The sequence below is a fragment of the Thauera sp. 28 genome (assembly GCF_000310145.2).
Taxonomy (GTDB): Bacteria; Pseudomonadota; Gammaproteobacteria; order Burkholderiales; family Rhodocyclaceae; genus Thauera; species Thauera mechernichensis.
In genome coordinates, this window is record NZ_AMXA01000019.1 from 21,335 (window position 1) to 46,849 (window position 25,515).

General features: G+C 64.6%; 28 protein-coding genes. 5 read left to right on the forward strand and 23 right to left on the reverse strand.

The genetic code is table 11. The features are described 5' to 3' along the window. Nucleotides 1-94 precede the first annotated feature (94 nt). Nucleotides 95-556: a c-type cytochrome gene (locus C662_RS13265; protein WP_002929985.1), complete on the forward strand. Its 462-nt coding sequence runs from the start codon at nucleotides 95-97 to the stop codon at nucleotides 554-556. A gap of 316 nt (nucleotides 557-872) precedes the next feature. Here the strand turns inward: C662_RS13265 and C662_RS13270 are convergent, their stop codons facing one another. Next, nucleotides 873-2,246 (reverse strand): sigma-54 interaction domain-containing protein, encoded by a 1,374-nt coding sequence (locus C662_RS13270; RefSeq protein ID WP_002929986.1) that lies wholly within the window; start codon nucleotides 2,244-2,246, stop codon nucleotides 873-875. 310 nt (nucleotides 2,247-2,556) lie between these two features. Here C662_RS13270 and C662_RS13275 point away from each other — a divergent pair, with 310 nt between their 5' ends. From C662_RS13275 to C662_RS13285, 3 genes are all read left to right on the forward strand, one after another. Then, nucleotides 2,557-3,804, forward strand: a complete 1,248-nt coding sequence (locus C662_RS13275) for an NAD(P)/FAD-dependent oxidoreductase (protein WP_002929987.1) — start codon at nucleotides 2,557-2,559, stop codon at nucleotides 3,802-3,804. Nucleotides 3,805-3,817: 13 nt separating this feature from the next. Next, a complete protein-coding gene (locus tag C662_RS13280; protein ID WP_002929988.1) occupies nucleotides 3,818-4,156 on the forward strand; it encodes a hypothetical protein in 339 nt (112 codons plus the stop codon). A 123-nt stretch (nucleotides 4,157-4,279) separates the two neighbouring features. Next, a complete protein-coding gene (locus tag C662_RS13285; RefSeq protein ID WP_002929989.1) occupies nucleotides 4,280-4,717 on the forward strand; it encodes a GatB/YqeY domain-containing protein in 438 nt (145 codons plus the stop codon). Nucleotides 4,718-4,771: 54 nt separating this feature from the next. On the opposite strand, the gene C662_RS13290 is transcribed toward C662_RS13285, so the two are convergent. From C662_RS13290 to rpoE, 17 genes are all read right to left on the reverse strand, one after another. Then, on the reverse strand, nucleotides 4,772-5,746 hold the full coding sequence (locus C662_RS13290) for a TIGR01212 family radical SAM protein (RefSeq protein ID WP_002929990.1): 975 nt from the start codon (nucleotides 5,744-5,746) through the stop codon (nucleotides 4,772-4,774). A gap of 92 nt (nucleotides 5,747-5,838) precedes the next feature. After that, nucleotides 5,839-7,665, reverse strand: coding sequence for an excinuclease ABC subunit UvrC (gene uvrC / locus C662_RS13295; protein WP_002929991.1), 1,827 nt, complete (start codon nucleotides 7,663-7,665; stop codon nucleotides 5,839-5,841). 60 nt (nucleotides 7,666-7,725) lie between these two features. Continuing rightward, entirely contained in the window at nucleotides 7,726-8,871 is a 1,146-nt protein-coding gene (gene nagZ, locus C662_RS13300) for a beta-N-acetylhexosaminidase (RefSeq protein WP_002929992.1), read from the reverse strand. Nucleotides 8,872-8,890: 19 nt separating this feature from the next. Further along, nucleotides 8,891-9,268, reverse strand: a complete 378-nt coding sequence (gene acpS, locus C662_RS13305; protein WP_002929994.1) for a holo-ACP synthase — start codon at nucleotides 9,266-9,268, stop codon at nucleotides 8,891-8,893. Nucleotides 9,269-9,287: 19 nt separating this feature from the next. Next, complete coding sequence (locus C662_RS13310; protein ID WP_002929996.1) at nucleotides 9,288-10,040, reverse strand: pyridoxine 5'-phosphate synthase; 753 nt, start codon at nucleotides 10,038-10,040, stop codon at nucleotides 9,288-9,290. After that, the gene (gene recO, locus C662_RS13315; RefSeq protein ID WP_002929997.1) at nucleotides 10,040-10,792 is read right to left on the reverse strand and encodes a DNA repair protein RecO; all 753 of its coding nucleotides are present in this window, start codon (nucleotides 10,790-10,792) and stop codon (nucleotides 10,040-10,042) included. Before recO ends, C662_RS13310 begins: the two co-directional genes overlap by 1 nt. Before the next feature lie 15 nt (nucleotides 10,793-10,807). Then, nucleotides 10,808-11,734, reverse strand: a complete 927-nt coding sequence (gene era / locus C662_RS13320) for a GTPase Era (RefSeq protein ID WP_002930001.1) — start codon at nucleotides 11,732-11,734, stop codon at nucleotides 10,808-10,810. Further along, nucleotides 11,731-12,402 (reverse strand): ribonuclease III, encoded by a 672-nt coding sequence (rnc, locus tag C662_RS13325; protein WP_002930005.1) that lies wholly within the window; start codon nucleotides 12,400-12,402, stop codon nucleotides 11,731-11,733. Before rnc ends, era begins: the two co-directional genes overlap by 4 nt. Before the next feature lie 4 nt (nucleotides 12,403-12,406). Continuing rightward, entirely contained in the window at nucleotides 12,407-12,769 is a 363-nt protein-coding gene (locus C662_RS13330; RefSeq protein WP_002930007.1) for a DUF4845 domain-containing protein, read from the reverse strand. Nucleotides 12,770-12,784: 15 nt separating this feature from the next. Then, nucleotides 12,785-13,573, reverse strand: coding sequence for a signal peptidase I (gene lepB, locus C662_RS13335; protein WP_002930008.1), 789 nt, complete (start codon nucleotides 13,571-13,573; stop codon nucleotides 12,785-12,787). 10 nt (nucleotides 13,574-13,583) lie between these two features. Continuing rightward, on the reverse strand, nucleotides 13,584-15,380 hold the full coding sequence (gene lepA, locus C662_RS13340) for a translation elongation factor 4 (protein WP_002930014.1): 1,797 nt from the start codon (nucleotides 15,378-15,380) through the stop codon (nucleotides 13,584-13,586). Nucleotides 15,381-15,432: 52 nt separating this feature from the next. Beyond that, nucleotides 15,433-15,708, reverse strand: coding sequence for a glutaredoxin family protein (locus C662_RS13345; RefSeq protein WP_002930015.1), 276 nt, complete (start codon nucleotides 15,706-15,708; stop codon nucleotides 15,433-15,435). Continuing rightward, nucleotides 15,705-17,156 carry a Do family serine endopeptidase gene (locus C662_RS13350; RefSeq protein ID WP_002930016.1) on the reverse strand — a complete coding sequence of 484 codons (1,452 nt, stop codon included), beginning with the start codon at nucleotides 17,154-17,156 and terminating at the stop codon, nucleotides 15,705-15,707. The genes C662_RS13345 and C662_RS13350 overlap by 4 nt, the downstream gene beginning before the upstream one ends. Beyond that, nucleotides 17,156-17,620: a SoxR reducing system RseC family protein gene (locus C662_RS13355; protein WP_083485764.1), complete on the reverse strand. Its 465-nt coding sequence runs from the start codon at nucleotides 17,618-17,620 to the stop codon at nucleotides 17,156-17,158. Before C662_RS13355 ends, C662_RS13350 begins: the two co-directional genes overlap by 1 nt. Beyond that, nucleotides 17,620-18,588: a MucB/RseB C-terminal domain-containing protein gene (locus C662_RS13360; protein ID WP_002930020.1), complete on the reverse strand. Its 969-nt coding sequence runs from the start codon at nucleotides 18,586-18,588 to the stop codon at nucleotides 17,620-17,622. Before C662_RS13360 ends, C662_RS13355 begins: the two co-directional genes overlap by 1 nt. Further along, the gene (locus tag C662_RS13365; protein WP_002930023.1) at nucleotides 18,585-19,130 is read right to left on the reverse strand and encodes a sigma-E factor negative regulatory protein; all 546 of its coding nucleotides are present in this window, start codon (nucleotides 19,128-19,130) and stop codon (nucleotides 18,585-18,587) included. The genes C662_RS13360 and C662_RS13365 overlap by 4 nt, the downstream gene beginning before the upstream one ends. A gap of 9 nt (nucleotides 19,131-19,139) precedes the next feature. Continuing rightward, nucleotides 19,140-19,739, reverse strand: coding sequence for an RNA polymerase sigma factor RpoE (gene rpoE / locus C662_RS13370; protein ID WP_002930025.1), 600 nt, complete (start codon nucleotides 19,737-19,739; stop codon nucleotides 19,140-19,142). Between the two features lie 243 nt (nucleotides 19,740-19,982). Between rpoE and nadB the strand changes: the two genes are divergently transcribed. Continuing rightward, nucleotides 19,983-21,584 carry an L-aspartate oxidase gene (gene nadB, locus C662_RS13375; protein ID WP_002930027.1) on the forward strand — a complete coding sequence of 534 codons (1,602 nt, stop codon included), beginning with the start codon at nucleotides 19,983-19,985 and terminating at the stop codon, nucleotides 21,582-21,584. Nucleotides 21,585-21,610: 26 nt separating this feature from the next. Here the strand turns inward: nadB and C662_RS13380 are convergent, their stop codons facing one another. The 5 genes from C662_RS13380 to fabD form a co-directional block, all read right to left on the reverse strand. Continuing rightward, complete coding sequence (locus tag C662_RS13380) at nucleotides 21,611-22,090, reverse strand: hypothetical protein (protein WP_232433272.1); 480 nt, start codon at nucleotides 22,088-22,090, stop codon at nucleotides 21,611-21,613. Between the two features lie 45 nt (nucleotides 22,091-22,135). After that, nucleotides 22,136-23,371, reverse strand: a complete 1,236-nt coding sequence (gene fabF / locus C662_RS13385; RefSeq protein WP_002930038.1) for a beta-ketoacyl-ACP synthase II — start codon at nucleotides 23,369-23,371, stop codon at nucleotides 22,136-22,138. A gap of 105 nt (nucleotides 23,372-23,476) precedes the next feature. Further along, entirely contained in the window at nucleotides 23,477-23,716 is a 240-nt protein-coding gene (gene acpP, locus C662_RS13390; RefSeq protein WP_002930040.1) for an acyl carrier protein, read from the reverse strand. 91 nt (nucleotides 23,717-23,807) lie between these two features. After that, nucleotides 23,808-24,557, reverse strand: coding sequence for a 3-oxoacyl-ACP reductase FabG (fabG, locus tag C662_RS13395; RefSeq protein ID WP_002930043.1), 750 nt, complete (start codon nucleotides 24,555-24,557; stop codon nucleotides 23,808-23,810). A 3-nt stretch (nucleotides 24,558-24,560) separates the two neighbouring features. Next, nucleotides 24,561-25,490: an ACP S-malonyltransferase gene (gene fabD / locus C662_RS13400; protein ID WP_002930046.1), complete on the reverse strand. Its 930-nt coding sequence runs from the start codon at nucleotides 25,488-25,490 to the stop codon at nucleotides 24,561-24,563. Nucleotides 25,491-25,515: the final 25 nt, after the last annotated feature.

The following is a 25,515-nucleotide window of genomic DNA, read 5'->3' on the forward strand; positions in this document are numbered from 1 at the left end:
GGTATTCCTTTGTCCAGCCCACGGCTGCAGACACCTCTCGCCGGACTAGCCCAGACAAGCGCGTATACTGCGCGCCCCACTAAGGATCGAACCGATGCACCGTATGAAACCGACCGCCCGCATTGCCCTGACTGCCCTGTTTGCGCTGAGCCTGACGGCGTGTTCGCAGAAGGTCGAGGATACCCACCCGGACCAGCCCGTTACCAAGCGCCAGGAAGCCTTCAAGGCCATGCTGCGGACCTTCGAGCCGATGGGCACGATGCTGCGTACCGAGCGCTTCGACGCCGACGCATTCGCGCGCCTCGCGCAGCAGTTGAACACCCTGCGCGACCAGCCCTGGGCACACTTCGGTGCGGACACGAACTACCCGCCAACCAAGGCCAAAGCCGCCGTGTGGCAGAAGCCAGACGAGTTCGAAGCCAAGCGAGTGCGTTTCTTTGAAGCAACGGATGCCTTGCTGGCAGCGGCCGAGCGCCGCACCCAGGCCGACGCCCGCAGCGCATACGAGGCGGTTCAGAACAGCTGCAAGGCCTGCCACAACGACTTCCGCCGCTGACACCACCAGCGCAAGAAGGTTGCCACGGCGAAGCGAGCGCGAGGGAAAAGGCGAAGCGGGCCCGCGGACTCAGTCGTGGCGACACTGCCGGGGGTGGATCGCTGAGGGGGGACGATCGTACAGTTTTCACGATGCGGCCCCGCTTCGCAGTTCTCTTAAAAGCAAGCATCATGCCAAAACTTTGAATTCTTTCGATTCAAACACTTGCACGATCGACCGGCTCGTTTGAGCTGACACAGCACTGCCTAAATCTGCAGATCTACCGCCACCAATGACAGAAGTGGCAGCATCTGGCAGCGGCAACCTCCTGCGTGCCTCACGCGAGCGTGGCTGCTCCATGATCAACCAGACCCAGTTCCTTGAGCCGTCGATACAGGGTGCGCTCGCTTATTCCGAGGCGTGCTGCAAGCTCACGACGGCTGCCGCGGTGGCTGCGCACCGCCCGCAGTAGCGCCTGGCGCTGAACTTCGAGCAGATCCAGCACGGGCGCCGTAGGCTCGATAGCGGATTCGCGATCCGAGGCCCCTGCCCCAGTCAGATCCAGGTCCACCTCCGGATACAGTAGATCCTCTGCCAGGTGCTCGAGCCCGATGGTTTCGCCGTCGCACATCAGGCTGGCCCGCTCGAGCACGTTGCGCAGTTCTCGCACGTTGCCCGGAAAGGGGTAGCGCGCAAGTGCCTGCAACGCGGCCGCGGAGAGCGCCAGACGGCGGTTAGGTGCCACGCGCTCGAGCAATGACGCGATCAGCAGCGGCAGATCCCCTTCGCGCTCGCGCAGCGCCGGAACCCGAATCGGGAACGTGTTGATACGGAAATACAGATCCTGACGGAAGCCGCCCTCCACGATCATGCGCTTGAGCGGCCTGTGCGTTGCCGACACCAAGCGAATATCGGCCCGGCGCAATTCGGTGGAGCCGACACGACGATAGGTGCCGGTCTCGAGCAGGCGTAGCAGCTTGACCTGCATGCCGAGAGGAATGTCGCCGACCTCGTCCAGGAAAAGTGTCCCACCACTCGCCGCCTCAACCAGGCCGGGCTTGCGTGCGCTGGCGCCGGTGAACGCCCCGCGTTCGTGGCCGAAGACCTCACTCTCGAACAAGGTCTCTGGCAGGCCGGAACAATCGACCACCACGAAGGGACGGTCGGCGCGCCGACTCGCCTCATGAACCGCGCTGGCAAGGAGCTCCTTGCCCGTACCCGACTCGCCCTGCAGCAGCACACTGGCGTCAGAAGGCGCAACCCGCGCAATGAGCTCCAGCATGCGTTGGAATGCTGGCGAGCGGCCGATCAGGCCGCGATGATCCGAAACGCCGCGCGCAACATGCATTGGCTCCATCTTCTCGATGAACCAGGCAATCTCACCATCGGCGTCGCGCACCGGCGAAAGTTCAATGTTGACGTACTCCTCTCCGCGCGGCGTGTGATGAAGGTGCAACACGCGCTCGCGCTGCCCAGAACTCAGGCTGCGCGCCAGCGGGCAGGACTCGCCAGCACGGTCACAGGGTACGCTGTAGCGGTGAGAAACCTCGTAGCAGGTCCGCCCCACGACGCTGGCACCATCCGCGCATGAATGCCGGTAAGCCTCGTTGGCGGCAATGATGCGGTAATTACGGTCGCACAGAATGTGCGGTTCAGGCAGCGTCTCGAGAAATGAGACCAGCTCAGGCAGCGGGCGCGAGTCGTGTGGCATGGCTGTCACCAATGGCAGATGTCTGCCGAAAGTCTGCCGGCTGCGAGCCCTGACGGTCAATGATCACGATCGAAGGCGCGCAAGCTCATTTAGCGCCCCCTCCCCGCTGCGACACTGATACCCCTTCTACTAGTAAGTATTTCCTTATATAGTTATGTTTAGAACTATTCGAGTCCCTGGACCCCACGGAGATGAAGGAGGAACACATGAGACAAACGGCATCTGACAAACCCGACGAGCGGCCTTGCGACAGCACACGGCGTCGGCTGCTATTCGGCGCCTCTGCCCTGCCGGTTGGGCAGGCTTGGGCTTGACCGTCCCCGCAGGGAAAGCGGGTGCGAGCATCAAGACCAGCGCACGCATCGTGATCGCCGGCAGCGGCTTGGCTGGCATCGCCGTGGCGAACCGCCTCGCCCGCGAACTGGACGGCGCCAGCATCACCATTGTCGACCGCAAGGAAGTTCACAACTACCAGCCTGGCTACACCTTGGTCGCCACTGGCGTATGGCCGGTTGACAAGGTCATCGACCGCAACAGCGATCTCCAGCCCCGTGGCATCGAGTGGGTGAAGGAGATGGTCGCCGAGTTCGACCCCGACGCCAATGCCGTGGTCACCGACAGCGGCCGCCGCATCGGCTACGATTACCTCATCGTCGCCACCGGCGTCCACCTCGACTACAGCCAGATCGAGGGCATGGACGTAGACGCGATCGGCCGCAACGGCCTGACCAGCGTTTATCCGAGCTCGGACGCTGCCGTGGCAACCTGGAAGGCGATGGACGAATTCAGGCGCAAGGGCGGCAAGGCCTTGATGACCTTGCCTGCCACCCCGATCAAGTGCGCCGGGGCACCGCTCAAGACGACCTTCATGCTGGTCGACCGCCTGCGCCAGGCAGGTACGCTGGCGTCGTCCGAGGTGTCCTTCCATTCAGCTCTTGGCGTCGTCTTCAGCGTGCCCAAGATCAACGACAAGGTGCTGGCGGACTGGGCTGCACAGAACGTCGAAGTGGTCTTCAACAGCAAGCTCGTCGGCGTCGACATCGCCGCCCGCCGCGCCACCCTGGTCACGCCGGATGGTCAGCGCGTCGAGGAAGACTACGACTTCATTCACGTCGTGCCGCCCATGCGTGCGCCGGACGCGGTCAAGAACAGTCCGCTCGCCTGGCAGGAGGGCAACTTCGCCGCTGGCGGCTGGCTTGAGGTCGACCGCCAGACCCTGCGCCATCGGCGCTACCCGAACGTCTTCGGCCTCGGCGACATCAACGGCACACCGCGCGGCAAGACCGCCGCCACCGTCAAGAAGAGCGTGCCGATGGTCACCCAGAACCTGATCGACGTCATCGCCGGTCGCGAGCCCTCGCAGCTGTTCGACGGCTACACCTCGTGCCCGATGATCCTGCGCGAGGGCTCGGCGATGCTCATCGAGTTCGACTACGACGGCAAACTCACCCCATCGCTACCGATGATCGACCCCATGCAGGAGAGCTACTTCGCCTGGGTCATGAAATATCGCCTGCTCAAGCCCGCCTACATGGCGGTCGCCAAGGGCCGGGTCTGAAGGGAGACGAGACATGTACGAAATCTGGTTGACGCTGAATATCCTGTTCGAACTCGGGCTGATGTACCTGCCGGTGGTGGTGGGCACCGCCGCACTGTGGCTGGTGCTCATGGTGGTCGCCGCCCGCCGCGGCAAGCCGGCCTGGTGCAAGGCCATCAAGCCCGCGATCGTGGTCGGCCTCGTTGTCACCGCGATCACGTTTGCGATCACCCCCGGGCTGACGCAATCGTCCTTTGCCAACGTGAGCTACTGGGTGGACTGGGGTAACCTGCTGCTTTATGCCGCCTCCTTCGGCGCCGTCGGTGCGGCACTTGCCTGGCCGCTGGCGGCGACGATGTGCCGGCAGGCCTGACCCAGCCGCACGGCACCGAACGCAGGCTGGGCCCGGCACCGAGGGCGCGACTGCGCTAAACTCCGTGCGCTCGCGGGGCGCCCCGATGCGGCGCCCCGGCTGAACAACATCACGGAGAAACGAATGAGCCTTCTGGCCCAACTCAAGAAGGATTCCCTGCTCGCACGCAAGGCCGCCGACGGCGTGCGCGCCACCCTGCTGAGCACCCTCATCGGCGAAGCCGAAATGGTCGGCAAGAACGCCGGAAACCGCGAAAGCAGCGACGACGAAGTCCAGCAGACGATCCGCAAGTTCCTCAAGAACAACCAGGAAGCACTGGGCGTGATCAAGGACGCGGGCCGCCGCGCAGTGCTCGAGCAGGAGTCCGCCATCCTCACCGCCTATCTGCCGCCGATGGCAACCGAAGAGGAGGTGAAGGCCTTCATCGCCGACACCGTCGCCGGTCTGGCCGAGCGCAGCCCCAAGCAGATGGGCGTGGTGATGGGCGCGCTGAAGGCAAAGTACGGCAGCGGCTTCGACGCCAAGCAAGCCAACGCCTGGGTGAAGGCCGCACTCGGCTGACGCCGCTCCCGGCCGGCGCCGCGCCCGCCTGCCGCCGGGGGCCGCAGCCTGCGATCAGGCTGCCTCGTATAGGCGCCCCTGCCAGCTTCCCCGCCGCGCCAGCTCGGCGCTGAGCCGTGGCGCCAGTTCGGCCAGCCGCATGTTCCACTGCGGGGCAAGCTTGAGCGCAGGCGGTACCTCGCTACCCAGGCGCTGCAACATGATGTGCGGCGCCAACCGCTCCACGAAATCGGCCAGCAGCTCGATGTACGCCTCCTCGTCCAGCAGGGGTACGGAGGCGGGATCCCGCTGCCAGTCGCGTGCCATCGCCGTGCCGCGCACCAGCTGCAGTTGGTGCAGTTTCAAGGCTGCCAGCGGCAGCACGGATAGCCGCCGCGTCGCATCGAGCATGCCCGTGCGGGTCTCTCCGGGCAGGCCAAGGATCAGGTGGGCGGTGCTCTCCAGGCCGCGCGCAGCGGCGCGGCGGATGGCGTCCTCGCTGCAGGCGAAGTCGTGACCGCGGTTGACCCGCCGAAGCGCCTCGTCGTCGCAGGACTCGACACCGATCTCCAGCTCCACGATATGCTCGCGCGCAAGTTCAGCCAGGTAGTCGAGCACCGCCTCCGGCAGGCAATCCGGCCGCGTGCCGATCGCCAGTCCGCTGATGCGCGGATGCGCGAGCGCCTCCTCATATACCGCTTTCAAGCGTTCGAACTCACCATAGGTGTTGGTGTAGCTCTGGAAATAGGCGATGAAACGCACGCTGTCGGGATAGCGCCGGTCCAGAAAGCGCAGCCCGGTGTCGATCTGCGCATGGATCGAATCGCGGCGATCGAGATAGCCGGGGGTGAATCCGGCATTGTTGCAAAAGGTGCAGCCGCCCTGCCCCAGGGTGCCGTCGCGGTTCGGGCAGGTGAAGCCGGCGGCCACCGACACCTTCTGCACGCGCCCGCCGTAGCGCCGCTTCACATGGTCATTCCAGGCGTTGTAGCGGCGCCCACCGAAGGGCGAGCTGATCTCGGTAGCAACGGATGCGGCGGCGAGGTGCATGGGTACGGCCTGGGCGGGGCAGATCGGAGGCGGCGCAGTATGCGCCCGGCCCCGGCCGCCGCCCTTGACCAGGCGCAAATCGCTCCCCGACTTCAATGCAAAGCAGCGTGGATCTGTTCGGCCAGCTTGCGGCTGACGCCATCGACGCGGCACAGGTCTTCCACCGTGGCGTCGCGCACACCGTCGAGGCCGCCGAATGCGGCGAGCAGGTTGCGCCGGCGTGACGGGCCGACGCCAGGGATGTCCTCGAGTTTGGAGCCCACGCGCGCCTTGCCGCGCTTGGCGCGGTGGCCGGTGATGGCGAAACGGTGGGCCTCGTCGCGGATTTCCACGATCAGGTGCAGCGCGGCCGATTCGCCGCCAAGTGCCAGCCCCTCGCGACCGTCCGGGAAGATCAGCGTTTCCAGCCCGGCCTTGCGACCCTCGCCCTTGGCCACACCGACCATCGCCACCGACTCGAGGCCGACCTCGGCGAGAATGGCGCGCGCGGCGCTGACCTGGCCCTTGCCGCCGTCGATCAGGATCAGGTCGGGACACACTCCCTCACCCGCCGCGACCTTGCCGTAGCGGCGCTCCAGCGCCTGACGCATCGCGGCGAAGTCATCGCCCGGGGTAATGCCGGTGATGTTGTAGCGGCGGTACTCGGCGCGCTTCATGGCGCCCGCCTCGCACACCACGCACGACGCCACCGTAGCCTCGCCCATGGTGTGGCTGATGTCGAAGCATTCGATGCGCTGCGGCGCCTCGTCCATGCCCAGCACCTCGCGCAGGGCTTCAAGGCGCTGCTCGAGGCGGCCGGTGTCGCGCGCACGAGCCTGAATGGCGAGGCGAGCGTTCTTCTCTGCCATCTCCATCCAGGCTTTCTCGGCGGCGAAGCGCGGCGACACCACGCCGGGCGGGCGGTCAGTGATCTCGGCCAGCGTTTCCTTGACCGCCTCAGGCGGGAGATTCACCAAAATGCGCGCGGGGATGGGGTGCTGGCTGTAGTGCTGCTCGACGAAGGCGAGCAGGCTGTCCGCAGCGCCCGACACCGCCGCACCGCTGGGAAACTGCGGCCGGTCGCCGAGGTGGCGGCCGCCGCGTACCATGGCGATGTTCACGCAGGTCATGCCGTCCTCCTCGATTGCAGCAAGCACGTCGACATCCTCATCCTTGCGGCTGTCTACGAACTGCTTGTGCAGCACCGCCTGCAGCACACGTACCTGGTCGCGACAGGCGGCGGCCTCCTCGAAGGCGAGGCGCTCGGCGGCAGCCTGCATGCGGTTCGTCAGGTCATCGATCACCTCGCTCGCCTGGCCGTCGAGAAAGCGCGTTGCTAGCCGGACGTCGGCCGCATAGGCCTCGGCTTCGACAAGGCCGACGCAGGGCGCAGTACAGCGCTTGATCTGGTGCAGCAGGCAGGGCCGCGAGCGGTTCGCGTAGACGGTGTTCTCGCAGGTGCGCAGCTGAAAGGTCTTCTGCAACAGGTGGATGCTCTCGCGCACCGCCCAGGCGTTCGGGAAGGGGCCGAAGTAGCGCGCGCCCTTGGTGAAGGCGCCGCGGTGGTAGGCCAGACGCGGAAACTCGTCAGCCGAGAGCTCGATGTAGGGGTAGGTCTTGTCGTCGCGGAAGAGGATGTTGTAGCGCGGCGCCAAGCTCTTGATGAGGTTGTTCTCGAGGATCAGGGCCTCGGCCTCGGAGCGCGTGGCGGTGATGTCCACGCGCAGCACCTGGGCAACCATCATGGCGATGCGCGGGCTGGAAACGGTCTTCTGGAAGTAGCTGGAGACGCGGCGCTTGAGGTTCTTGGCCTTGCCGACGTAGAGCACCTTGTCGTCGGCGCCGATCATGCGGTAGACGCCGGGCTCCTCGGTGAGGGTGCGCAGGAAGGGCTTTGGGTCGAAGGCGGCTGTTTCGTTCTTCGGGTCGGACATGCGCATACTCGTCGGCTGCTTCTGGCGCCAGCGGCGTTGGTGATGAAAAGCCGCTGCCTATGGGAATTATCCGTCCTGGCGCAGGACTTCGGTACGCTGCTGGCCGATGGTGGCTGCTGTCATCGCCGGGGCTGCGCTCATGTCTTCGGGAATGGACGCGATAAGCCCGCGGGCCTGGACATAGGGGGCGTGCAGTTCGAGTGCGAAAGGGTCGACAACCCAGGCGGGGCGGGTCGTACCCGGCCCGATTGCGGCCAGGCGGGCAAGGCTGTCGGCGTCGGCGACCGGGGCCCAGCGGTCGAGCAGTTCGGCGGCGAGGTCCGGTCGATTGCACACCAGGAGCATGTCGCAGCCGGCGCCATATGCGGCCCTGGCGCGGCCGACGATGTCGCCGGCGACACGGGCGCCCTCCATGTTGAGGTCATCGCTGAAGATCACGCCCTTGAAGCCCAGACGCTCGCGCAACACATCCCTGAGCCAGAACGACGAGAAGCCCGCCGGATGGGGTTCGGTGCTGGGGTCGGCATTGGGATAGATGACGTGGGCGGGCATCACACCTGCAAGCTGGCGGCCGAGACGATGGCGGTAGGGGGCGATGTCCTCGGCCCAGAGGGTATCGAAGTCGCGTTCGTCGACCGGTACGTCGTGGTGCGAGTCGGCCTCGACGAATCCGTGTCCGGGAAAGTGCTTGCCGACGCAGCCCATGCCGGTTTCGGCCATCCCCGCGCACAGTGCCTGCGCAAGTGCGGCGACGGCCTGCGGGTCACGGTGGAAGGCGCGGTTGCCGATGGCGCTGCAGCAGCCGTAGTCGAGGTCGAGCACCGGCGTGAAGCTGAGATCGACGCCATGCGCCAGCAACTCCGCGGCAAGCACGAATCCGGTGGCGCGGGCGGCATCGAGCGCGGCGAGGTGGTCCCGCTCCCACAAGGCACCGAGGCTGCGCATGGCCGGCAGGCGGGTGAAGCCGTCACTGCGAAAGCGCTGCACCCTGCCACCTTCGTGGTCGACCGCGATGATCAGCGCCGGATCGCGCAGCGCGCGGATCTCGGCGGTGAGGGCGCGCAGTTGGTCGGAACCGATGTAGTTGCGCGCAAACAGGATGACACCGCCGACCAGCGGGTCGAGCAGGCGTTCACGCTCCTCATCGGTCAATGCAGTGCCGGCAACGTCGATCATGACGGGGCCGCGCGGGCGGTGGATGGGCTGGGTCATGCTGTCGGCTCCGTTGCGCTCAGACGCGCTCAATGAGCGCAAATGCAACGACGTTGTCGTCCTCATCGCTGATGCTCAGGTGCGCGCGCAATCCGTGCTCGCGCATGTGGGCAGCAAGGCGGTCATCATAGAGGTAACCAGGCTTGCCGAGCGCGTCGTGGCCCACGGCGACCGCGTGCAGCGTGGCAGGCACGGCAACGCCGGTGCCAAGCGCCTTGCCAAAGGCCTCCTTGGCGGCGAAGCGCTTGGCTAGAAACCGCCCCGGGTCGCGATGGGCGCGCCAATCCGCCACCTCGCTGGCGGCGAGGATGCGCAAGGCAAAACGCTCGCCGTGGCGCTCGAGCGCGGCGCGCATGCGCTGCACGCGCACGATGTCGGTGCCGATGCCGTGGATCACGCGCAGCCCTCCGCGAGCATCAGGCCGTGAGCGCGGCTTCGCGCAGCAGCCGCTTCATCTCGGCCACCGCTTCTCGCAGGCCGACGAAGACCGAACGGCTGACGATCGAATGGCCGATGTGCAACTCGCGGATACCATGCAGGCCGGCAATCGGCTGGACGTTGTAGTAGTTCAGCGCATGGCCGGCGTTGAAGCGCATGCCGAGCTGGCGCACTGCTTCGCCGGCGATGCGGATCTTGTCGAGCTCGTCGACCACCGCCGGCGCCTCGGCATCGCGGCCGGCGGCATGGAAGGCGTGGGCGTAGGGGCCGGTGTGGATCTCGCACACGCGCGCACCGATGCGCGCAGCGGCCTCGATCTGCTCGAGCTCGGCATCGATGAACACGCTGGTGACGATGCCGGCGTCGGCCAGGCGGGCGATCACGTCACGCAGGCGCGTCTCCTGCGCCAACACATCCAGCCCGCCCTCGGTGGTGACCTCGTGGCGTCCCTCTGGGACCAGCATGGCCATCTGCGGCTTGGTGCGGCAGGCGATGTCGACCATCTCGTCGGTGGCCGCCATCTCGAGGTTGAGCTTGACCTGGGTGAGTTCGGCGAGGCGGCGCACGTCGTCGTCGTTGATGTGGCGGCGGTCCTCACGCAGGTGGATGGTGATGCCGTCCGCACCGCCGAGATGGGCCTCGACCGCGGCCCACACCGGGTCAGGCTCCCAGGTGCGGCGCGCCTGGCGCAAGGTGGCAACGTGGTCGATATTGACGCCGAGTTCGATCATCAGAGTTCCTGCAGTTCCTTGAGCACCCGGCGCGATTGCAGCGGCTGGCCGCCCAGGGTGTGGTTGATGAGCATGCGCAGCAACTGCTTGGACTGGGCCAGCGTTTCCGCGCGCGAGAAATCGTCGGCGGCCATGTCGAGCAGGGTCTGCCCGGACAGCAGCGCCTGGTCACCGAGCGCAGCGGGGTCGACGCCCTCCCCTTCAAGGGTTTCCAGGCGCAGCGGGCCGCGTTCGATAATGTAAATGTAGCGCCCTTCGGGGCGCACGGTACCGCCACCGTCGGCCTCGTTCGCGAGCCCGGCCTCGTAGCCAAGGTCCTGCAGCAAGGCAAGCTCGAAGCGGCGCAGGATCGGTGGCTCGGATTCGCCGCGACCAAGGGCACGCACGGCCTTGGCGTAGGCGATGAAGAGCTGCGGGTGGGGATCTTCTCGGGCGGTCAGGCGCACCAGCAACTCGTTGAGGTAGTAGCCACAGATCAGCGCACGACCAGTGAGCAGTGGCTGTCCGCCCTGCCACTCGGCGCGCACGAGCGTCTTGACCTCGCCGCCGCCCGACCAGTCCATCGACAATGGCTGAAAGGCCATCAGCACCCCACGCAGCTGCGAATGCGGCCGGCGCGCCCCCTTGGCGACGAGCGCAACGCGGCCATGATCGCGCGCGAACACCTCTACGATCAGGCTCGTCTCACGCCAGGGATAGGTGTGCAGCACCCAGGCCGGTTGCTGCTCGACGCGCTGCTTGGCTCCCGCCATTGCCCTGCGCCCGGATCACTCGTAACCGAGGCTCTTCAGCGCGCGCTCGTCGTCGGCCCAGCCGCTCTTGATCTTGACCCAGACCTCGAGAAAGACCTTACCGTCGAACAGCTTCTCGAGCTCGACGCGCGCCTCGCTGGAGATGCGCTTGAGCTTCTCGCCGCCCTTGCCGATCACCATCGCCTTGTGGCCTGGCTTGTCGACGATCACTGCAGCGTGGATGCGACGCAGGTTGCCCTCGACCTCGAACTTCTCGATCTCCACCGCGATGCCGTAGGGCAGCTCGTCGCCGAGCAGGCGGAACAGCTTCTCGCGCAGGAATTCGGAGGCCAGGAAGCGTTCGCTGCGGTCGGTGATCTCGTCCTCCTCGAACATCGGCGTAGCCACGGGCAAGAGCGGCGTCGCCGCCTTGACCAGGGTGTCGACGTTGCGCCCCTTCTCCGCAGACAGCGGCACGATCTCGATGAACTCGCGTGCCTGGCGCACCTGGTCGATGAAGGGCAGCAGACGGGCCTTGTCCTTCAACTGATCGACCTTGTTGATCACCAGAATGACCTTGGACGTCTCCGGGATCACCGACAGCACCTTGCGGTCATCGTCGGTGAAGCGGCCAGCCTCGATGACGAAGAAGACCAGGTCCACATCGGCCAGCACCTGCGACACGGTGCGATTCATCGACCGGTTGAGGGCGTTGCGGTGATGCGTCTGGAAGCCCGGCGTGTCGACAAACACGAACTGCGCATCGGCTTCGGTGAGAATGCCGGTGACGCGATGGCGGGTGGTCTGCGCCTTGCTGGAGACGATACTGATCTTCTGCCCGATCAGGCGATTGAGCAGGGTCGACTTGCCGACGTTGGGGCGGCCGACAATGGCGACAAAGCCGGCGCGGAAGGCGCCGTCCGAGTTGCCGTCGGCCGGGCTGTCGAGAGTATGTTCGTTCATTGCTTCCTGAGTGCCGCGAGGGCGAGTTCGGCTGACTGTTGTTCGGCGATACGGCGGCTCGGGCCGCGGCCCAGCGTACGCACGCCAAGCTTGGGCACTTCGCAGGCCACCTCGAATTCCTGCGCATGGGCCTCGCCCAGCGCCTGCACCATCGAATAGGTCGGCACCGCGATCCTGCGCGCCTGCAGCCACTCCTGCAAGGCCGTCTTGGCATCCTTGCTCGGCCGCCGCGGATCGACTTCGGAGAGCAGTGGCGCATAAAGGCGGTCGATGACCTGCTTTGCAGCGTCGAAACCACCGTCGAGAAAGACCGCCGCAAAAACGGCCTCGAGCGCATCGGCCAGTATCGATGGCCGCTTGCTGCCACCCGACTTCAACTCGCCTTCGCCAAGGTGCAGGAACGCACCCAGCTCTAGCTCCAGGGCAATGCGATAGAGCGCGTCCTGGCGTACGAGAGAGGCACGGACGCGCGACAGGTCACCTTCGCGCAAACCACCGAAACGCTCGAACAGCGCAATCGAGATCACGCAGTTCAGGATGCTGTCGCCCAGGAACTCGAAGCGCTCGTTGTTGGGCTGGCCGAAGCTGCGGTGGGTCAGGGCCTCGCGCAGCAGCCGGGGATCACCGAATACGTGGCCCAGGCGCGACTGCAACTGATCGGGCGCCATGGGGTCAGCGCGCCTCGCTGTTCGGCTCGAAGTCGAACAGCAGGCTGACATTGGCAATGAGTGGCACCGTTCGCGAGTAGCGTGCGGAGATCTGCGTGCGCGACGCGGTCTTGTCGATCTTGAGGTCCGCGCCACGGATACTCTTCACATCGTCGATCTGGCGTCGCGTGTCGAAGCCTCGGCGAAGATCCGCCACCGTTGCCCCTTTGTCGCCCTCGTCTGCAAGCACTACGAGGATACGTTTGATGGCGAGGTATTCGTTGAACACCGGTACCGTGCGAAAACCGAGGATCAACAGGAACGCAGCCAGTGTGCCGACCACGAGAACCCCGGTCAGCGTGACGCCGCGCTGTGACTTCATGCGCATGCTGATACCCCTCGATCAGTGGAAGCCGCCAATGCGCTTCATGTCGTTGAAGTTGAACCAGATGAAGAAAGCCTTGCCGACGATGTTCTGCTCCGGCACGAAACCCCACACCCGGCTGTCGCTGCTCGCATCGCGGTTATCGCCGAGTACGAAGTAGTGCCCCTGAGGCACGGTACAACTGACGCCGGCGCTGGTGTAGGTGCAGTTCTCACGCCCGGGGAAATTCATCACCTGCGGGATGAAGGCCGGAGCATCGCGCTCGATCAGGACCGAGTGCTCGACTGCGCCAAGGCGCTCGGTGAACTGAGGCGAATAGTACAACCTGTCCGGATGCAGGTAGGCGCCGACCTCCTCGATCGGCACCGGCTGGCCGTTGATGCTGAGACGCTTGTTCACGTATTCGACGCGGTCGCCCGGTAGCCCGACCACGCGCTTGATGTAGTCCAGCGAAGGGTCGGCCGGATAGCGGAACACCATCACGTCACCGCGCTCGGGGGCGTTGATATCGATGACCTTTTGGTTGATCACCGGCAGCCGGATGCCATAGGTCCACTTGTTGACGAGGATGAAGTCGCCAACCAGCAGCGTCGGGATCATCGATCCGGAGGGGATCTTGAACGGCTCGACGACAAAGGAGCGCAAGCCGAACACGATCAGAATCACCGGGAAGAAGCTCGCGCCATATTCCACCCACCAAGGGTTCGGCGCGCCTGCCGCGCGCAGCTTGCGCGCATGGAAGCGATCCAGGAACCAGAGCGCACCGGTGGCGACAAGCAGCAGGAAGAGGATGAGTGCAAAATTCATGCGCTATCCGTCACTTGCCTTCGTCAGTGCGCAGCACGGCGAGGAAGGCTTCTTGCGGGATCTCGACGTTGCCAACCTGCTTCATGCGCTTCTTGCCTTCCTTCTGCTTCTCGAGCAGCTTCTTCTTGCGGCTGATGTCGCCGCCGTAGCACTTGGCGAGCACGTTCTTGCGCAAGGCCTTGATCGTCTCGCGGGCGATGATGTGGGCGCCGATCGCAGCCTGTACCGGCACGTCGAACATCTGGCGCGGAATCAGGCCACGCAGCTTGCTCGCCAGCTCGCGGCCGCGGTACTGCGCGCTGGCACGGTGCACGATCACCGACAGCGCATCGACCTTCTCGCCGCCGACCATCAGGTCGAGCTTGACCAGATCGGCCGTGCGGTATTCCTTGAAGTCGTAGTCCAGTGACGCGTAGCCGCGCGACACCGACTTGAGCTTGTCGAAGAAGTCCATCACCACTTCGTTCATCGGCAGTTCGTAGATCAGCTGCACCTGGCGACCGTGGTAACGCATGTCGACCTGGTTGCCACGCTTCTGGTTGCACAGCGTGATCACCGGGCCGACGTAGTCCTGCGGCAGGAAGATGGTGGCGGTGATGATGGGCTCACGGATCTCCTGGTACTTGCCGGGTTCGGGCAGCTTGGCCGGGTTCTCGATGCGGATGATGCTGCCGTCGTTGAGCACGACCTCGTACACCACCGTAGGCGCGGTGGTGATCAGGTCCATGTCGAATTCGCGCTCCAGGCGCTCCTGCACGATGTCCATGTGCAGCAGGCCGAGGAAGCCGCAGCGGAAACCAAAGCCCAATGCCTGCGAAACCTCGGGTTCGAACTGCAACGAAGCATCGTTCAGGCGCAGCTTCTCGAGCGAGTCGCGCAGCTGGTCGTACTCGGAGGACTCCACCGGATACAGGCCGGCGAACACCTGCGGCTTGATCTCCTTGAAGCCGGGCAGCGGCTCGCTCGCGGGCTTGTTGGCGAGCGTGATGGTGTCGCCGACCTTGGCCGCCTCGATCTCCTTGATGCCGGCGATCACGAAGCCGACCTCGCCCGCGCGCAGTGCATCCCGGCTCACCGAGCGCGGCGTGAACACGCCCACCTGGTCGCAGGGGTACTGTGCGCCGTTGGACATCAGCAGGATGCGGTCCTTAGGCTTCAGCTCGCCGTCGACCACGCGCACCAGCATCACCACGCCGACATAGTTGTCGAACCAGGAGTCGATGATCAGCGCCTTGAGCGGGCCATCAGCCTTGCCCTTGGGGGAAGGGATGCGGGCGACGATTGCCTCGAGCACGTCCTCCACGCCCAGGCCGGTCTTGGCCGAGCACAGGATAGCCTCCGAAGCATCGACGCCGATCACGTCCTCGATCTCCTGACGGGCGTTGTCCGGGTCAGCCGCCGGCAGGTCGATCTTGTTGAGCACCGGCACCACCTCGACATCGAGATCGAGCGCGGTGTAGCAGTTCGCCACCGTCTGCGCCTCCACCCCTTGCGAGGCATCCACGACCAACAGCGCGCCTTCGCAGGCGGCCAGCGAACGACTGACCTCGTAGGAAAAATCCACATGGCCCGGGGTATCGATCAGGTTCAGGTTGTATACCTGCCCATCCTTGGCCTTGTAGTGCAGGGCTGCTGTCTGCGCCTTGATGGTGATGCCGCGCTCACGCTCGATATCCATCGAGTCGAGCACCTGGGCTTCCATCTCGCGCTCGGACAAGCCGCCGCAGAAGTGGATGAGTCGATCGGCCAGGGTCGATTTGCCGTGGTCGATATGAGCGATGATGGAGAAGTTGCGGATGTGGTTCATGCGAAACGAAAAGGGTGCCTTGCAGCACCCGTTTTCGGAATGGTTGGCCTTGTCAAGCCCGTGATTCTAGCGGAAAACGGCTGCAATAAGCGCGCACCGCAGGCTCATCGAGGTGGTAGTGGCAGAGTTCGTGCTCGCCGTGAAGCAATACAGGGACAAGTTCATCCCAGCGTGCCTCGAGGATCGCATCCTGGTCCACGTCGACCACCTCGATCCGCCAGCCATGCTCAGCCGCGATGGGCTCGAGCGCAGCGACAAGGTCGTGACAGAGGTGGCACCACTCCCGACTCAGCACGGTAAATACCCTGCTCCCGGCTATCCCCGTCATTTCTCCGCTCTCAAGCTCACGTAGGAAACAAAGTCGGCTCGCCGGATGAGCACACTCACCTGTTGACCGGGGCGCAACTCACCCAACACATGATTGTACGCATCCAGGGTGTCGAGCTTTACATGACGGCCGGCAACCACCATTGCAAGTGCAACGTCGCCAGGAACGATCTCGGCCCGCGCTGCGGCACCCTGTACGCGCTGCACCAATAACCCCTGGTCGACCTTGCCCTCGCGGCGCTGCGCAGGTGTCGGCACCACCAGATCCAGGCCGAGTGCATTGGCTGCCCCACCGGGATCGCCGCCGAGCTCCTCGGCCTCTTCCGCCTCAGGATCCTCCCACTCGCCAACCGTAATCTTCAACGAGCGTGCCGCGCCAGCGCGATGGATGTCGACGTCGACCTCCTGCCCCGGACGTGCCGCTGCCACGATACGCGGGAGATCGGCCGAGTTTTCCACCGGGCGGCCATTGAAGCGGACAATGATGTCGCCCTGCTCGACACCGCCGCGCGCGGCAGGCCCTTCGGGCTCGACGGCACTTACCAATGCCCCTGCGGCACGCATCAGCCCAAAGCTGTCGGCAAGTGCGCGCGTGACCTCCTGGATCGACACCCCGATGCGACCGCGTTGCACCCTGCCCGAGGCGCGCAGTTGCTGCTGGATATCCATCGCAAGATCGATCGGGATCGCAAACGACAAGCCCATGAACCCACCCGTACGGCTGTAGATCTGCGAGTTGATACCGACGACCTCACCCCGCAGATTGAACAATGGACCGCCCGAGTTGCCAGGATTGATCGCGACGTCGGTCTGGATGAAGGGCACGAAGTTCTCATCCGGCAGGCTACGCCCCTTTGCACTCACGATGCCTGCGGTAACCGACTGTTCGAAGCCGAAGGGAGAACCGATCGCGAGCACCCACTCGCCAACCTTCAGCGCATCGGGATTCCCGAACACGACGTGAGGCAGATCGCTTGCGTCGATGCGGATCAATGCGACGTCACTGCGTGCATCGGCGCCGATGACCTCGGCGCTGTACTCACGCTTGTCAGCGAGGCGAACGAGAATCTCCTCGGCCTCCTCGATCACATGTGCGTTGGTCAGGATGTAGCCATCGGCACTGATGATGAACCCTGAACCGAGCGACTGGTTGTCAGGGTCACCACCCGGCGCCTCCGGGGTGCGCGGAATGAACTTGCGGAAAAAGTCGAACATCGGGTCCGACTCGTTGAGCTCGGGAATCTGAAACGGCAAGCGGCTGGCCGCCTTGCGCGCCTGCCTGGTGCTGACATTGACCACAGCCGCACCCTGCTTCTCCACCAGACGGGTGAAGTCCGGCAAGGCGGCACTGGCCGCCCACGTCGGCGCACCGAAAGCAGTGAGGCACGCGAACAGAACCAGCAAGCGCAGGAGCGCCCCCACGCCGGGCACAGCGGGCATCCGCGCCATCACCGTTGTGGGCCGCCCTGCACACACGCAGAGGCCGGCGCCAGGTCCATGCGCAGGCCCAGGCGCCAGTTCCTGCTGCGCGCGAGCACCCTGTTCGTCGCCCACGCCAGCAGCAAGCCGGCAAGCCCCCCCGCGAGCGCATACGTATCGCCCGAACGCCCATCAGCGAATAGACCACCAAGACCTGCGCCCGAAACCAGCAGCACGGTCGCCAGACCATAACTGGCAAGCGCCGCGCGCAGCGCCGCGCCGTCGGGGATACTGATCACGACGTCGTCGCCCGGACCGATGCCGGGAACCAGCGGCAGCGCAAACTCATCCTTGCCGGCACCGAGCGCCTGCGTGATCTGCATTGACCGGCAGCCACCAGGTTCGTCGCAACGCCCGCAACCACCCGCCTTGTCGCTCAGCTTGACCCAAGCCTTGCCACGCTCGACCCTCAGCACCCGCGCCCGAGCCTGCATCACCGCGACACCGGACGAATGTGGTCGCCCACATGGCGCACCGCGCGCTCGGGCGCCTCGCCCAGCGCCGTTACCAGATGGCCATCCTGGGCGCGTTTGTAGATGTTGATGGCCCCGGTCGACACCGGCCCCAAACCGATCTCGGACCCATCGCCAACCGGTTCGATGAAGACCGAAATGGCCGCCAGTCCGTCACTGAACACCATGTGCACCGCCTGCCCGCGGTCACGCCCCAAGGGCCGTTTCATGACCGAAGTGAGCAAATAACCCGGCAGCGGCTCGGTCAGCACCCACCCGGCTTCTGTCTTGGGCATGTCGTCGCCGCGCGCGTTGACAACCTTCCAGTCGCCATCGGGCGTGAAGCGGGATTCGAGCAAGGCCGCATCGACATCGCCGCCAATGCGGATGTCGCTGAAACTGAACTGCTCTATGAGCAAGCCATGCTCGTCCACCATGCGCGATTTGAGCAACAGCCCGCTCTGCACTTCGGCCCACAGCGTGTGGCCGTAGCGGAGGTCGTCACGCGGATCGAGCACGATGGCCTGAGCCTCGTAGCCCGCGACCCTGCTCAACTCACCCTTGCGGATCCGGTAGTACTCCGCGAGGTCGGTCAGACTTGCCGGCAGACGGGCTGGAAAGGCCCGCCTGCCGCTGGCCTGGTCGATGATGACCGTGCGCTCATCGGGAAGAACGCAGTGCACTTCATTGCCGCGGCGGATGATCTCCCGCGGACTGCCATCGAGCACCTCTAGCCGCTCGAGGGCACCTGCCGCATCGACACGGTGAGCAACGCGAGATGTCTCGACATGCCCACCCGACTGATAAACGAAGGTTCCAACGTAATTGAGGCGCTGCCCTGCGGACTGGATCCTGCCGAGCCAGGACAACGGGTCCGAGGGGCCTTCGGCGTGAGCAGGCGTTTGCAGCAGCAAGGCGCAGGCGGTCAGTACGGCTGCGCTGAACCTCATCGGCCCGTTCCCTGGCGCTGATCGGAAACAGTCCTCACGTACTGCACGCCAGCGGGCAGCGGACCGACGCCGCTCAGGCCCTGATGCGCAAACACATATTCGCGATGCGGGTCCAGGCCCACCGGCTGGACCGACGCACGCACGGCCGGCGCAGCCACCACCTGAACCTTGGCAGCCTCGCTCGCCAGCTTCGCAGGTGCGCGATCGTCCTGGGAGTAGAGCGTTGCAGCCACGAGCCCCACCGCGGCCACACCCATCACCGACGCAGCGATCGGCAACAAGGACTGCCAGACCGACCGCCTGACGCTGTCGCCGGCAGCAGGCCGGGGAGCAAGAACAGTCGGCTCGTCGTCGAGCCGGGCCATCACGCGATCGACGAAATCACTCGAGCCGAAGCGATCGCCGCGGATCGCATCGCCGATCAAACAATATGCATCCCACTGCCGCTGCAGTCCCGAATCGACCCCCATGCGCTCGATGACCGAACGCGTGGCCTGCTCGTCGAGATCTCCATCAAGCAACGCCGATACCTTGTCCTTCATGTCTGCCACCTACCAACGTTTGTCCGGCGCCGTGTCGAGCAACGGCCGCAGACGCTCTGCAATCGCTTCACGCGCGCGGAAGATCCGCGAGCGCACCGTGCCTATGGGGCACTCCATGATGCTGGCGATCTCTTCGTAGCTCAGACCCTCGAACTCTCGCAGCATGATCGCCGTCCTCAACTCCTCGGGCAGATCGCCCATTGCCCCCTCGACGGCCTCACCGATCTGGCGTGTCATCAACAAACGCTCGGGCGTGTTGATGTCCCGCAACTGGTCTCCATCCTCGAAGGTCTCGGCCTCTTCCGAGTCGAAACTCGTCGATGTCGGCGCTCTTCTGCCCTGAGATACCAGGTAGTTCTTCGCCGTATTGACTCCGATCCGGTAAAGCCATGTGTAAAAGGCACTGTCTCCGCGGAAAGAACCCAACGCCCGGTAGGCCTTGATGAAGGTCTCCTGCGCAACGTCCTCGACTTCGGCGGGATCGCGGATCAGACGCGACAACAAACGATTCAACTTGCGCTGGTACTTGGATACCAGCAAGCCGAATGCCTGCTTGTCGCCGCGCTGTACGCGCTCGACGAGTTGCTGATCGAGCTCACGATCGCTCATGTAATAAGTTCTTCCGGATATTCAGAATATGAAGCGTCCGGATTATAAGCGACCGAGTGGGCAATCAGCAGCAATCGAAGACATGGTTCAAGACAGGCGGCCGTTAAAATAGTTCAGCCCCCGACAGGGTCATTCGATCAGGACTTACCGGCCCCCTGCCAGTACGCTCCACCGGGCCTGGCCACGCGGCACGGCGCCGCGACATGCTATATTTCGCCCCTTCCCACGAGCCAGAGCGACATCTTGCTGAAACAGTACGACGTACTCATCCTTGGCAGCGGCACCGCCGGGCAGTCGATGGCACTGCGCCTCGCCGACAGCATGCGCGTCGCCCTCGTGACCAAGCGCGAGCTTTCGGACAGCGCGAGCAACTGGGCGCAGGGCGGCATTGCCGCCGTACTCGATACTGCAGACAGCGTCGAAGCGCATGTGCGCGACACCTTCGTCGCCGGCGCCGAGCTGTGCAATCCGCGCTCCACACGACTGGTCGTCGAAAACGGCAAGCGTGCGATCGACTGGCTCATCGACCGCGGCGTACCCTTCACGCGCGAGGCGGACTCCAGGCTCGGCTACCATCTCACACGCGAAGGCGGACACTCCCACCGGCGCATCATCCATGCCGCCGACGCCACTGGCGCCGCGGTGCAATCGACGCTCGGCGCGCAGGTGAGCGCGCATCCGAACATCGACGTCTTCGAGCATCACATCGCGATCGATCTCGTGATCGGCGACAAGGTGGGCCAGCCCGGGGCAGGCTGCCTCGGCGCATACGTGCTGGATATCGATGCCGATCGCGTGGTGACGTTTGCGGCGCGCAACACAGTGCTGGCCACGGGCGGCACCGGCAAGGTCTATCTGTACACGACGAACCCGGACGTCGCCACCGGTGACGGCGTAGCCATGGCGTGGCGAGCAGGCTGCCGAGTCGGGAACATGGAGTTCATCCAGTTCCATCCGACCTGCCTCTACCACCCTCATGCAAAATCGTTCCTGATATCGGAAGCCGTACGCGGAGAGGGTGGACTTCTGAAGCTACCCGACGGCACGCGCTTCATGCCTGACCACGACCCTCGCGAAGAGCTTGCGCCGCGCGATGTGGTTGCGCGGGCGATCGACTTCGAAATGAAGAAGCGCGGCCTGGACTGCGTCTACCTCGACATCAGCCACAAGCCGGCAGAGTGGCTTCGCGGTCACTTTCCGAACATTTACCGGCGCTGCCTCGAGCTTGGGATAGACATCACCCGCGAACCGATTCCGGTCGTACCGGCTGCACACTATTCCTGCGGCGGCATCGTTACCGACCTCGCTGCACGGACCGACGTACCGGGGTTGTACGCCGTTGGCGAGTCGGCGTTCACCGGGCTTCATGGCGCCAACCGCCTCGCTAGCAACTCGCTGCTGGAGTGCCTGGTATTTGGCGAAGCGGCCGCCGAGGACATCTTGTCCAAGCCGCGCACGCAACCGCCCGTACTGCCCGACTGGGACGAGAGCCGGGTCACCGACGCCGACGAGGAAGTGGTCATCACCCACAACTGGGCTGAACTCAGGCGCGCGATGTGGGACTACGTCGGCATTGTGCGCACCACCAAGCGCCTCCTCCGCGCCCAGCACCGGATTCGCCTGCTGGCCAGCGAGATCCACGAGTTCTACAGCCATTTCCGCGTGAGCAACGACCTGATCGAACTGCGCAACCTCGTGGTCACTGCCGACCTCATCGTGCGCTGCGCCCTCAAGCGCAAGGAAAGCCGCGGACTTCATTACTCCAACGACTTCCCTGAGACGCTCGCCCGCCCGCGGGACACCATCCTTCGCCCGCCAAAGGCCAGGCGCTCTGCACAAGGCTGACACTGCCCGGCACACCCTGTGCCGGGTCAGGCGGCACGCCCATCGGAGGCATCGGCACGCACGGCCTCATGACGCAGCCAGATGCGCAGCCCGCGCCATTGTTGCGCATCGAGATTTGCAGCCACGATCATGAAGCGCCGCGAGCGACCTGGACGCATACGGCCCTCGAACTCCGGGCACGACTGAAACCACACGGCCCATTCGAACACCACGATCGAATGCGGCACCACCCTTCCCCGCAATGGCGGAGCGGCTGGCTGCAGAAGTGAAATCTCACCCGCCTCGTTCAGTGCCAGGTGCAGCCTCCTTTTGCGCCACTCCTGGACCAACGCCCTGATCAGCGAGGCGAACAGCACGCAGCCAGCGCCACCGGCGATGACCGCCTGCATCACACCCTGCCCGCCGAGCAGTGCCTCGAGCCCAAACGCAGGGACATGAAAAAGCGCCAGTGCAGCCGCAACATGCGCGACCGACACTGACGCCATCACCCCCGGGGAGGGGCGCAATGCTATGATCAGCGGCTCATGCATGGGAGGCCATGCATATCGCCATCAAATCCGGCGGAAAACCAGGGTGCCGTTTGTACCGCCAAAGCCGAAGTTGTTCTTGAGGGCGACATCGATCTTCATCGGCCGCGCCACATTGGCGCAGTAGTCGAGATCGCACTCCGGATCCTGCTCGAAGATATTGATGGTGGGCGGCGAGACCTGATGATGCACGGCAAGCACCGTCAAAACCGACTCCAGACCACCGGCCCCACCGAGCAGATGCCCGGTCATCGACTTGGTGGAGTTCACGACGAGCTTGCGCGCCGCATCGACACCAAAGGCAAGCTTGATCGCCTCGGTCTCGTTCTTGTCACCGAGCGGCGTCGAGGTGCCGTGTGCGTTGAGATAGTGCACCTCGTCGGCATTGACGCCGGCGTTCCTCATCGCATTGACCATACTGCGCCGCGGCCCATCGGTATCGGGCGCCGTCATGTGGTAGGCGTCACCGCTCATGCCGAAGCCCGCAAGCTCGGCATAGATCTTCGCACCGCGCTTGACCGCATGCTCGTACTCTTCGATGACCAGGACGCCCGCCCCCTCGCCAAGCACGAAGCCATCACGATCCTTGTCCCAGGGGCGGCTGGCCGTGGCGGGATCGTCATTGCGGGTCGACAATGCCTTTGCCGAACCGAAGCCACCGATCGCGAGATGCGTGACAGTCGATTCGGCGCCGCCGCATACCATCACGTCGGCGTCACCGTACTCGATCATGCGCGCACTCATGCCGATGGCGTGCAGGCCGGTCGTACACGCAGTCACGACGGACAGGTTGGGCCCCTTCATGCCATGCATGATCGAGAGGTTGCCCGAGATCATGTTGATGATGGTGCCCGGAATGAAGAAGGGCGAGATCTTGCGCGGACCACCGTTGAGGTAGTCGTTATGCGTGTCTTCAATCATCGGCAGGCCACCAATGCCCGATCCGATGTTCACGCCAATCCGGTCGGCATTGGTCTCATTGACCTCGATGCCGGAATCGCGGATTGCCTGGATGCCCGCCGCCATGCCGTAGTGGATGAAGACATCCATGCGGCGCGCCTCTTTGGGCGACAGGTAGGCCGAAACGTCGAAGCCCTTCACCTCGCCTGCGATGCGTGCTGCGAATCCGCTGGCATCAAAGCGCGTGATGGGGCCGATACCACTCTTGCCGGCAAGAATATTTGCCCAGGCTTCCTGGACGGTATTTCCGACCGGCGAAATGACGCCCAGACCGGTGACGACGACTCTGCGACGCGACACAGGCAACTCCGATATGAAACGATGAAAAGGGTAAAACTGACCTGCCCGGGGCCACGCGCAAACGCGGCAACCGGACAGGCTACGCCTTGAAAGCGCTGATGCTGCTTACTTCTTGAGGTGGGCGTTGACGTAGTCGATCGCCTGCTGGACGGTGGTGATCTTCTCGGCCTCTTCGTCCGGAATCTCGCACTCGAACTCTTCTTCCAGCGCCATGACGAGTTCCACGGTGTCCAGCGAATCCGCGCCCAGATCATCGACGAACGAAGATTCGGTCTTGATCTCCGATTCGTTCACGCCAAGTTGCTCAGCGACGATCTTCTTGACGCGCTGTTCGATGTTCTCCATGAACCAACTCCTTCCTGAGGGTGACAGGTGTATTGAAAAAAAGCCGGCGTATTCTACCAAAACGCCGGGGAACCGCTATCCCGATCCGTTATCAGGACATGTACATACCACCATTGACGTGCAGCGTGGTTCCGGTCACATAGGCGGCGGCAGGAGAGGCCAGGAAGGCGACCGCAGCGGCGATCTCCTCGGGACGACCCAGACGGCCAAGAGCAATGTTGCCTAGCAGCGCATCGCGTGCCGCCTCGGGCAGCGCACGCGTCATGTCGGTGTCGATGAAGCCAGGCGCCACGCAATTGACCGTGATGTTGCGGCTGCCCAACTCGCGCGCCAGTGCGCGCGTCATGCCGGCCACACCGGCCTTGGCCGCTGCGTAGTTGGCCTGTCCGGGATTGCCGGCACTCGCCACCACCGAAGTGATGTTGATGATGCGACCATTGCGCGCCTTCATCATGCCGCGCATGACGAGCTTGCTCATGCGAAACACAGCGCGCAGATTGGTGTCGATAACCGCATCCCACTCCTCATCCTTCATGCGCATCGCAAGGTTGTCGCGAGTGATGCCAGCATTGTTGACCAGGATGGTAACCGCACCGAACTGCTTCTCGATGTCGCCGATCAGCGCCTCACAGGCGTTGGCATCGGTCACATTCAGCGCCAGCCCTGTCCCCTTGGCGCCCAACTCGGCAAGCGCAGCCGCAATGTCGGCAGCGCCGGAGGCGGAGGTTGCCGTACCCACAACGATGGCACCAAGCCGCGCCAACTCGAGCGCTACCGCGCGGCCGATGCCGCGGGAGGCGCCAGTAACGAGTGCGACCTGCCCTTCAAGCGAAAAGCTCATGCGTTACCTCACTGCGGCGATGGATTGTTCGAGGCTGGCCGCATCGTGTGCCGAGCCTCCTTCGACTTCCTTGGCGATGCGCTTGGTCATGCCTGCCAGCACCTTGCCCGGACCGCATTCGATCACATGGCTCATTCCACGGCGTGCCATCTCCTGCACCAGTTCGATCCAGCGCACCGGAGAATAGGCCTGGCGAACGAGTGCATCGCGAATCTTCTCAGGCTCATCATAGACGGCCACGTCAACGTTGTTGATGACACCGATCGTGGGTGTGGAGACAGCAACCGTTGCCAGGCGCTCGGCAAGACGCTCCGCAGCCGGGCGCATCAGCGCACAATGAAACGGCGCCGACACCGGAAGCAGCACGGCGCGCTTGGCACCCTTCGCCTTGGCGATCTCGCTTGCACGCTCGACAGCCGCCTTCGCACCCGCGATGACGATCTGCCCAGGCGCATTGAGATTCGCAGCTTCGACCACCTGGCCCTGGGCCGCCTCGGCGCAGGCTTCTCGCACCGCTTCAGCCTCGAGCCCCATCACCGCCGCCATTGCACCTTCGCCGGCCGGCACCGCCTCCTGCATCGCCTGGGCGCGGAAGCGCACCAGCGGAACGGCGTCGGCAAAGGCCAGCGCACCGGCAGCAACCAGCGCGGAATACTCACCCAGGCTGTGTCCGGCGACCAGGGCGGGCGCAGGCCCACCTGCCGCGATCCATGCGCGATAAGTCGCCACCCCTGCGGTAAGCATCAGGGGCTGGGTATTCACCGTCAGCGACAGGCGCTCGGCCGGCCCGTCGCAGACCATGGCCCACAAGTCCTCGCCCAGGGCATCGGAAGCCTCGGCAAACGTGTCACGAACGACGGCCGACTCGCCGTAGGCGGCCATCATGCCGACCGACTGCGAACCCTGGCCGGGAAAAACCAGCGCAAATGCCATGCTGTTCTCCACCAATCAGAAAAAA